We start from the raw sequence: 650 nt of genomic DNA on the forward strand, positions 1-650 counted from the left end.
TTGCCTGCAATGGATTGCGCAAGCAGATTGAGGCCGATACCAACGGCGGCTTTAAGCAAAAAGCTGCCGACCGCCCCTGACAAAAAGGTAGAGGCCATCAGGCCGCCTATCGCAGATGCGATACCGGTAAAAATTGCCATGAATAATCTCTTTGAAAACTAAGCCTCAGAGGACTTTGAGAAAGTGTGTTTCGACCGGTGCATAACCACGTCTCTTATAGAGGCGGGAAACATCATTGGTAGCGAGTGAGGCCATGCCAGCAGCCACGCAGCCCTGCTCTCTTGCCCATGCTTCATAGGCATCAAGCATCTTGCTTGCCCATCTCCCTCGAACACTTGGTGTTATCCACCAAACGGTTTCTTTTGCATAACGGCCAAAACCGAACGGATGCTCAAACCACCCTGCCATCAACAGCCCCGCCGGTTTATCACCTAAAACCAGAAGACCAGCCTGCGGACTTGCATAGTGATAATCAAACAAAGCCGAGGCATGGGCTGCACTGAATGGAGAAGTGAAGCCCGCAGCCTCATGACTTTCACGCAGCAAGCGCAAGCAGGAGATTTTATCAGAAGCGATGGCATGTCGGATCATCAGAAAATCCCCAAAAACTTTTTGCGCTTCTTCTGTGTTGGCACCTTGCCCTTTTCGGA

Annotated in this window: 1 protein-coding gene; it reads right to left on the minus strand. The window is 50.9% G+C overall.

The annotated features are described in order from the left end of the window. Positions 1–165: 165 nt before the first annotated feature. A partial coding sequence (locus JNC80_RS20010) for a GNAT family N-acetyltransferase (protein ID WP_376711425.1) occupies positions 166–650 on the minus strand: 485 nt, incomplete at its 5' end.

It is taken from the genome of Pseudochrobactrum lubricantis, from assembly GCF_041929865.1.
GTDB classification, from domain to species: Bacteria; Pseudomonadota; Alphaproteobacteria; order Rhizobiales; family Rhizobiaceae; genus Pseudochrobactrum; species Pseudochrobactrum saccharolyticum.